Below are 8294 nucleotides of genomic sequence, written 5' to 3'. Positions count from 1 at the left end.
GCACTCCATTACCGGCGGAGGCAGCCATGGCGGTAACTCCAGGCCCATCTACTGCGCGACCTCGCCATGGTTCGTCCGGATGGGGACTCCCGCCATCTCCGCCACCAACCGATTCACCACAATCAACCTTTGTCTACACCTGTGCTGCTTCCTCGGTTTCTCTTCTCATTCATGGTAATTCGGGGTGAATCCTCGACGGGTCACGCACAGCGATGATCACCCCGCTCGATTCTCGTCGCCGCGGAAGAAGGCACGCACCTCGTGGATGCTGGGCGCCTCGGGCGCGATGTCGCGGAGGTCCGGCATGGCGTCGACCTCGCTACCGGCGGAGGCGGTCAGGCGTTCGTGCTGTTCTCGGGCAGAACCTGCCGCCGCCTGGACTGCGTCGACGATGGCGCCGGCGAGCTGCTCGGGAGTCTTGCGGAGTGCGGACGCTGTCAGCCTCAGGTCGGTGAGCACACCACCGGCATCGACGACTACCTCGACCGATTGGTCCGGCGAGTTCGCTTGCACACGAACGGCTTCCATTTGCCGGAACATCTCGGCCAGCAGGGGCCGCTGTTGTTCGTAGGCGTCGAGGAAGTGCTCGATCTGGTTGCGCAACCCACTGTTGGCCGACCGCAGGCCTTCTTGTTTCCATCGGTCCACGCCGATCTCCTTCCTGAACACCGCTGCCCTGCAATTGGATTCGTCGCCACTCGGCTTTTCACGCGTCCGCGCTGGATGCCCTTGCCATCGTCACCAGCAGCCGATGCAGGACTTTCTGGGGACCGCCGGCCGCTTCGCCGTCCAACTCGACGGCGGCGAACGCCTCCGCCAGCGCCGGAGCGGGCGCGAACACGCTGTGGCGGAAGCAGTTGTCGCCCAGGTCGCTACGCCACCGCTTGTAGCCGTTGACCACCCGCGCCAGCGTGTCGCCTTTACCGCCACGCACACGGAGATATTCGGTGATCAGCGCACGCTGGGCCTCGGTGCGTGCCCGGAACCCGCCGGCGATGTCCAGCACACCGCCGAGTGCGCGCACGATCGTCGCGTACATCGGTCGTTCCTGGTGAACGGCATCCGTCGACTGCGATGCCGCGACGGCAGGCCCGGCCAGCAGGAGGGGATCCGCTGCGGCGGCCGTGTCCAGCACGATCCACGGTGCGAAGTCACCGGATTCCCTTGTCGTGCTGCGGTTTTCCACACGTGACGGCGCGCCGGCAAGGTGGGTGATTTCGATTCCGCACAGCGGCAGGGTGTAGCGGCCGAGCACGTGGTCGAGAGCCGACGCGATCTGTTGCACCGTGTGCTCGTGGAGGCCGGCGTTCTCGAATCCGCGTATCTCGAGGTTGTGCCTGGCCGCCATCTCGCGCGCGATCCGCATCGCCTCGATGCCGGTCGTCCGCGGTCGCGGCGCGGCGCGCTGTGGTGTGGTGCGCGGGCGCTGATCGGCTGCGCGCTTTTCGGCCTCCGGTCGCGGTGACGGGCGTCGCGGCGGGGAAACCCGTGGTGGAGTGCCATTCTCCGGCGGAGTGACCGGGGACGACGCAGTCGGGGACTTCGACCAGGGACTGCGCGCGGAGTTTCCGGACCAGGGTGTGCCGCCCAGTGATCCTGTGGTGGCTCTCGCTGGTCCGGACCCACTGGCGGCCACGGGATTCGTGAGAGGTCCGTTGACAGGTTTCGCGGCCGGGGCCCCATTTGCGGTGTTCGGAGGGACGGTTGCTGCGGCGGGGTCGGTCTCTGCGGCGCGTCCTCCCGGCTCGTCGGTCCCGCCGTTCCTGCTCATGTCCTGGCCGGGTCCGTCGGAACCGACCGGGGCGCTCGATTGCGGACCCGAGGACAGCGGGGCGGGGGACCGCGGGTCGGAGGACTGTGAGGGCGCGGATGGTGAGTACGGTGATTGTGCGGATGGGAATTGCGCGAGTCGGGATTGTGCGGATGGGGATTGTGTGTGGGACGACTGCCCTGGGTCCTGCACGGCCGTGCGAGGAGCGTACGAACGATACCCGGTGTCGGGGTCGGCCTGCGCGGGCCAAGCCGCTGGCGAGACCGGACTCTCATAGCCACCCGGACCGAATGTGTCGAGATCTCCCGTGTTCAGGGCCGAATTCGTGCTGTTGATGTGGTGCGCGCCGCCGATGTCAGCCTGATCGAAAGCGTCGGCCGTGCCGGCGTAGGTGCGCTCCATCGCGCGCAAGGCGGCGACGAGGTTCTCCATGCCTTCCATCGCCTGTTCGGCACCGGGAACATACGACTCCGCGAATATCTTTCCTGGCTCATCGTCTCCCCAGAACTCACCTTTGAGCGTGAGGTCCGCCTTCAGTTCGGACAACATCCGGGCCGTCTCGGCGGCGATTTGATTCAGCTCTGCTGACGAGGCTCGCATTGCGTCCAGATCGGCCCAAAGCGATTCGCTCACGCCGATCTCCTCGTTTTGTGTGGTGATCACGTCTGCTCGCCGGGGTGGTGGTGAGCTCGATGATCAGTGCGTTGATGCGCCGCGAAATTCTACCGCCGCGCAGACCGCCGCCTTCCATCCTTGGGAAGGCGGCGGTGGCCGACGCTGAACGAGTCCGAGTCGGGGTCGGCTGGATCTAGAGCCGGTAGGCACGGCAATTGATTCGGCTCCGACCGAGCCCATCAGATGCTGCGGCAGGCGGTATCAGTCATGTTGCTCATCGCCAGAGCCGCTGGTAAGGCATGGGCCGCAGAGCTTCGCGCATATCATGATCTATGAGAATTGTCGCCAGTCCCATGGCGCACGCTGCCATCGCAAAAGTGTGCGCCGCTATGGAATCGGCCCGGTAGTGCATCGGCGGCCAACCCGGAAAGTGGACTGTGACATGGCATGGCATGGCATTACTTCGGTTGGGGCGGGGCGGTCAGGCGAGGACTTCTCTGCACTGCCATGGTCTCAGCGGCCGGTATTCGGCTGTCGCACACTGGCATCCGGCTTGTGGCCGATGGAATCTGTCCGCTGATCACCTGGCGGTGGAACTGCCCCAGGTCGCGGATCGCGGCTCGGGCGTCGGCGAGCAGATCCGAGCCGATGTGGTGGACGTGCGGAGCGCGATCCCAGATCTGTAGTTGGATGGGGACGTTGGCTTGGGCGCAGCGTCGGGTCAGTATCTCGGCGTCCGGTAGCAGGCATTCGGTGGAGCCGACCTGGATCAGGACCGGTGGTAGGTCGGTGAAGTCGTGGTTGACCGATGACCATGTCGGGTCGAGTTCGCCATCGATGGCAAAGCCTTGCCGCACTATTGTTTCCAGAATCCGGGTGGGCAGGTAGGAATCGCGGTGCCGGTTGGGGTGGGCATTGCGGGTTGTCGAGTCGAAGTCGGCCCACGGCGCGATCGCGGAGATGCCGCCGGGCATCGGCAACCCACGCTCCCGGGTGGCCAGCGCGAGCCGGAAGGCGAGCCCCCCACCGGCCGAGTCGCCGGACACGATGATGCGCTCGGGTTGGAAGCCCTGCGCGAGCAGGTACCGATACGACTCGACCGCGTCGTCGAGAGTCTCGGTGAAATGCGCGTCGGGTAGCTGTCGATAGTCGACATTGAATGCGGGCATCCGGCTGGCCCGCCCGATCTTGGCGACGAGGCGCCGATGGGTATTCAGGCCGCCGCTGATGTACCCGCCGCCGTGGAAGTACAGCAGCGCCGAGTCTTGCCGTTGGCTTGGGTCGGCCAGGTCGTCGTGCCATAACCATTCGGCGCGAAACTTTTCGAACTGAACCCGCCGACGTTTGGTGCCGTTCGGGGGGACGAGCACAGCGGCCGGTAGATCGATGAGGCGGCCGAGCAGGAGCATCTGCTCGAGCTGGCTATAGCCGCCTATCCGCGCCAGTGTTGCCAACCCGAATCCGACCGTGCCACGCAGCAGTGGTTGGGCGATTCGGGTGCCGATACTTGCCCGGTTCGATCGTTCGACGATCGGTGACCACGGTTCGGGAAATGATTCGCACCGCGCAATAGCAGTGGCCATCGCGGTTCTCGAGTCGGCGCCGGCCGAGGGCAACTCGGCTTCGGAATCGGGCATAGGCGCCAAGTACACCGTTTCGCCAATGGCGCAGCTAGGAACAAGAAATACGAAGTTCGACCCAGTCCGCCCGGATATTTTTGTAGCTACCTCCAAGTCCACCTCGGATGCACAGCTGGGCGGGCGCCGGCGGACCTCCCCGGCCGGTCACCGATTACTCCGCGTGCGCAGCTGTTGAACGTTGCATCGAGTGTGATCGAGCAGCGACCGCACAGCCATCGAGACGCTGAGCCTATTGACCGGGCAGTCGAGGACCCTGCCATTCCCGTCGGGTGTGGAATCACGTCATCACCGGCACCGCAACAAGTCCTACCGGGTCGGCTGCGGCAGAATCACCGCATGCGCACACAGCTGCCGTACCCAGCACCGCCGGTGGCCCCATGAGCACGGCGATGTCCATCCGATTCGGACTGGCGCCGCTGGCCGAGGTGCATCCCTGGGGTAAGGACAGCGAGCTCCACTGGTTCGGACTGACCCAGGGCTGGTACTGCCTCGATGTCGGCGGCTTCGAGTTGATGCGGTATTCGGATCGGTCGATCGAGCAGCTGCGCGGGGACGGTGCGAACCTCTCGGGTGCGGAACATGTCGGGGACGAAGAACGGTATATCGACTACTACGTGGTCCGGCTCTGGGAGGACATCCTCGCGTTGTTCCCGGAAGCGCTCGAACCCGTCCCCGCAGACCTGATCGACTTCCTGAGGAGCGACTCCGAACAGTGGTCGCAGGAGGTGCTGGACGCCTCGATCAATGACGATGCGCTGGCGCGGGAGGTCGATGCCGCAATGACGTTGCGCAGCCACCGATTCGTCGCCGGGCTGCCCGATGACGACCGGATTCGATTCGCCGTCGGCCGGCGTGGCGGGCCCGGAGTCGCCCGCACGTTGGCGCTCGGCCGCGTTACGCGGTGAGCTGGTCAAGACCCTCGATGCCGATGACCAACTCAGCGACGAAGTACTTGCGCGAGACATCGATGCTCTCGAGCGATTCGATATCGGCTGGACGACATCACGAGTGCTCGATCTACTGCTGGACGGCTCCGTGATCGGTTTCGACAGCGATCCCGACGAGGGCGTGATCGAACGCGGTGCAGTCCTCGCTCATTGGCGTTCGAACAACTATCGCGCCCAGGTGCACCCGGCAACCCTGTGCATTCGCACCCAGCTCGTTCTCGCTCTCGGCGGCTGGATGGGGCTCCCGGCATCCGAAGACACGGGACTCCTCCTGGCGGCCAATGCCGTTGCAGATGGCTACTTTTCGGCCAGCGTCGGCCTGCTCTACCGCAAATGGCCCGGCCAAACCACAGCCCAAGCGGCCCACATCGACACCGACGATCTGACCGCCCGCTACACCGTGATCGAACGTCGAGCGAACGCGCTGGCCAACGACTTCCCGCACTGGCACTACTCCGGCAGCTACGGAGAAGCTGCGAATGACAGGCGCTAGCGCTCCCCGGCTCGCTCTGCGTCCTGGGTCGCCTCGGTGTAGATCCGCAGGCCTTCCGAGATCTTTCCGGCAGGGTGCTCCAGGCTTTCCGGCGAGATGTACTTACCGAACGCCGCAGCATCGAGTAGTTGATCACGCACCTGTTCGAGCTGCATTCGGGCGAACGGGATCCGCATGAGTTCACGCATCCGCTGACGATAGCTCGAGTCGAACATATATTCGATCTCGCAGCGAGGCCTGCTCGCTGATGACCGTTTCGGCCACCGCCAGGATGCGGTCCGGGTTGCGCTGCGCATCGGCACGTATCCGGTGCGGCAGCATGTCGCCGAGGAGTTGGCCGCCTGGTGATTGGCTCTGGTTTCGGCCGAGTCGTGAATATGGCATCGGTCCGGCTTCGAACGGCGTGATTGTCACCGGGGGATGTGCGGGTGGATGTCGACGCTCGTCCGCCGGAAGGCATGAAATTGGATACCCTTGAGCAGGGAAGTTCTGCGGAAAGGAAATAATGTGGGGCCACTACGAAACAAGGCCGCATCGACCGTAGCCGCCGTGTGAACGCCTCGGGCTGATCTCCGGGCCACCGATGTACGAGCCGATCGATCTGGTCGATTCAGCGGAACGAACCCGCGCAGCGCTTGCCACTGTCGTGGCAGCGTTTTCCGAGGCGTGGGCGTCCGGGTCCCCGCCCGACCTGTCGGCTTACCTACCCCGTGAACCGGCTGACCGACGTACGATACTGATCGAACTGATCAAGGTCGACCTCGAATACCGCTGGCTTCGTTATCACTTTCCCAAACGACTGAGCGAATACCGTGCGGAGTTTGCGGAGCTGCAAGATGGTCCGCTTCCCGCCGAGCTGGTCTACGAGGAATTCCACGCCCTGCGCCGCGGTTCGCACGCAACAGATGCGCCTGCCACGGTCGCCGCGATTACCGCCACGGCGGCCGTTGCCGAGCTCCCAGAGATCACGAGTGACTACCGCAGCACGATGATTGCTCGCCCAGGTGCCCAACTTGTTCTCGATGCCATCAAAGTCGGTGACCATGTCGACGATTTCGACCTACTGATGGGGATCGGGTCCGGCGCCTTCGCTCAGGTGTATCTCGCTCGGCAACAATCGATGCAGCGACTGGTCGCGGTCAAGATTTCCCATAACCACGGCATCGAGCCGCAGACCCTCGCCCAATTGGACCACGAATACATCGTGCGCATCTTCGACCAGCGACTCATCGCCGATGGCGAACTGAAGCTGCTCTACATGCAGTACCTACCGGGGGGAACGCTGCTCGACGTGGTGCGCTTACTGCGCTCGACGCCTTCGGAACACCGCAGTGGGCAACTGCTGCTCGATGCCATCGACAAAGTACTTGCCGATAGGGGCGAGGTTCGGCCCACCGAATCAGCTGTTCGAACACGGACTGCCGCCCTGACGTGGCCGGAGACTGTCGCCTGGCTGGGTCGCCGACTCGCCGACGCGCTCCAGCACGCATCCGAACGCGGGGTGTTGCATCGAGACATCAAACCCGCGAACGTGCTGCTGAGCGCCGAGGGAATTCCGAAGCTGGCCGACTTCAACGTCAGCTCGAGCAAACGCGTCAAGGGCACGAGTCCCCTGGCGTATTTCGGCGGGTCACTGGCGTACATGTCGCCCGAACAGCTCGAAGCCTGCCACCCGGACTTGCCGGTGACCGCCGCCGACCTCGACACTCGAAGCGACATCTTCGCGCTGGCTGTCATGCTGTGGGAGTTGCTCACCGGGCGGCGTCCGTTCGCGGACGAAACCTCTGCGGGCGAGTCGGAGACATCGCTGGCCCGCATGCTCGAACTGCGGCGCAGACCCGTTGAGTCGAAGTTCCTGGCGGCGCTTCCGCCGGATTGCCCCATGGCGCTGCGCCGAGTGCTGCTGAAGTGTCTGTCGCCCGACCGTGAAGACCGCTACTCGTGCGGTTCGGAATTGGCCCAACAGCTCGACTTGTGCCTCGAGGAGAGGGCCCGCGACCTCGTATATCCGCCGCCGAACAGTTGGCGGGCACGATTGTCGCAATGGCCGACCCCCATCCTGTGGTTGTCTTCGCTGGTCGGTGTCGGCCTAGCTACGGTCTACATGGCTGTGCACGTCCAGGAACTGATCCGAGCGCGACTGTCCGATGCCACCAACACGCAACTCGACAAGGGCGTCCTCGTTTTCATCCTCTGTGCTTCGCCGCTGGCTGTGCTCATCTACGCATACATGTCGCGTGATCTGCTCGCCGTTCCTCGCGGCTTGCGCGATGGCAGACGCTACGACGAGGCAATGCTCGCGCGGGTGCGGTCGCGAACCTTGTTCTGGGGCGACATGTGTGCGCTGAACACCCTTCTGACCTCGGTGTGCGCAACCGTGACGGGGGTGATGTTGCTGCACTGGTTCACCGACCTTCCGGTGCGGCTGCTGGTCCATGCGGCGACAACCGTTCTGGTGGCGGGCACCATCTCCGTTGCCTATACCTTCTTCCTGTCCACGTTCTACATCGTCCGGTGTGTCTATCCCATCTATTTGCGCCACGGCCCCACAACGGCGCACGACTTCGCTGTTATTCGCGCGCTGCGTCGAAGAACCACGGTCTATCTTGCGGTCACAGCGTCGGTGCCGCTGGTCGGGGTGCTGGCCGGATTCAGCGTCCTCGAACCTACGGAGCTTCCGCTCGTGGCAAATTCCGTTCTGGGGTTGTGCGCGGCGTCCGGGCTCGCATTCGTCGCCGTTTATTGGTTGTTCAGGAAGTTGGATGCAGACCTGCGCGCGCTCGGGCGCGTGGTCTAGCAACTCCAAATCAGGACGGCCGCGGTTCGTC

General features: G+C 64.3%; 8 protein-coding genes. 4 read left to right on the top strand and 4 right to left on the bottom strand.

The features are described 5' to 3' along the window. Positions 1–216: 216 nt before the first annotated feature. A complete protein-coding gene (locus tag ACFU4Z_RS08720) occupies positions 217–648 on the bottom strand; it encodes a YbaB/EbfC family nucleoid-associated protein (RefSeq protein WP_379060806.1) in 432 nt (143 codons plus the stop codon). Positions 649–706: 58 nt separating this feature from the next. Continuing rightward, a complete protein-coding gene (locus ACFU4Z_RS08715; RefSeq protein WP_379060805.1) occupies positions 707–1366 on the bottom strand; it encodes a hypothetical protein in 660 nt (219 codons plus the stop codon). Positions 1367–2110: 744 nt separating this feature from the next. Between ACFU4Z_RS08715 and ACFU4Z_RS08710 the strand changes: the two genes are divergently transcribed. Continuing rightward, positions 2111–2359 (top strand): hypothetical protein, encoded by a 249-nt coding sequence (locus tag ACFU4Z_RS08710; RefSeq protein WP_379060804.1) that lies wholly within the window; start codon positions 2111–2113, stop codon positions 2357–2359. Between the two features lie 485 nt (positions 2360–2844). Here the strand turns inward: ACFU4Z_RS08710 and ACFU4Z_RS08705 are convergent, their stop codons facing one another. Further along, the gene (locus ACFU4Z_RS08705; protein ID WP_379060803.1) at positions 2845–4023 is read right to left on the bottom strand and encodes an alpha/beta hydrolase; all 1179 of its coding nucleotides are present in this window, start codon (positions 4021–4023) and stop codon (positions 2845–2847) included. 380 nt (positions 4024–4403) lie between these two features. Between ACFU4Z_RS08705 and ACFU4Z_RS08700 the strand changes: the two genes are divergently transcribed. Together ACFU4Z_RS08700 and ACFU4Z_RS08695 are read left to right on the top strand one after the other, a co-directional pair. Further along, a complete protein-coding gene (locus ACFU4Z_RS08700) occupies positions 4404–4931 on the top strand; it encodes a DUF5984 family protein (RefSeq protein ID WP_379060802.1) in 528 nt (175 codons plus the stop codon). Beyond that, positions 4879–5466 (top strand): glycosyltransferase family 2 protein, encoded by a 588-nt coding sequence (locus ACFU4Z_RS08695; RefSeq protein ID WP_379060801.1) that lies wholly within the window; start codon positions 4879–4881, stop codon positions 5464–5466. Before ACFU4Z_RS08700 ends, ACFU4Z_RS08695 begins: the two co-directional genes overlap by 53 nt. Here ACFU4Z_RS08695 and ACFU4Z_RS08690 read toward each other — a convergent pair. Next, positions 5463–5654, bottom strand: coding sequence for a DUF6374 family protein (locus ACFU4Z_RS08690; RefSeq protein ID WP_379060800.1), 192 nt, complete (start codon positions 5652–5654; stop codon positions 5463–5465). The two genes, ACFU4Z_RS08695 and ACFU4Z_RS08690, sit on opposite strands and share 4 nt — an antisense overlap. Before the next feature lie 395 nt (positions 5655–6049). Here ACFU4Z_RS08690 and ACFU4Z_RS08685 point away from each other — a divergent pair, with 395 nt between their 5' ends. After that, complete coding sequence (locus ACFU4Z_RS08685) at positions 6050–8263, top strand: protein kinase (RefSeq protein ID WP_379060799.1); 2214 nt, start codon at positions 6050–6052, stop codon at positions 8261–8263. Positions 8264–8294 lie beyond the last annotated feature (31 nt).

It is taken from the genome of Nocardia sp. NPDC057440 (genome assembly GCF_042802915.1).
In the GTDB taxonomy this organism is placed as follows: Bacteria; Actinomycetota; Actinomycetes; order Mycobacteriales; family Mycobacteriaceae; genus Nocardia.
This window is presented reverse-complemented; position numbering and strand designations above follow the sequence as displayed.

Coding starts and splice junctions, on each gene's coding strand:
- ACFU4Z_RS08715 (WP_379060805.1), bottom strand. CDS start 1,366: ATGCGGATCGCGCGCGAGATGGCGGCCAGGCACAACCTCGAGATACGC.
- ACFU4Z_RS08705 (WP_379060803.1), bottom strand. CDS start 4,023: ATGCCCGATTCCGAAGCCGAGTTGCCCTCGGCCGGCGCCGACTCGAGA.
- ACFU4Z_RS08700 (WP_379060802.1), top strand. CDS start 4,404: ATGAGCACGGCGATGTCCATCCGATTCGGACTGGCGCCGCTGGCCGAG.
- ACFU4Z_RS08690 (WP_379060800.1), bottom strand. CDS start 5,654: ATGCGTGAACTCATGCGGATCCCGTTCGCCCGAATGCAGCTCGAACAG.
- ACFU4Z_RS08685 (WP_379060799.1), top strand. CDS start 6,050: ATGTACGAGCCGATCGATCTGGTCGATTCAGCGGAACGAACCCGCGCA.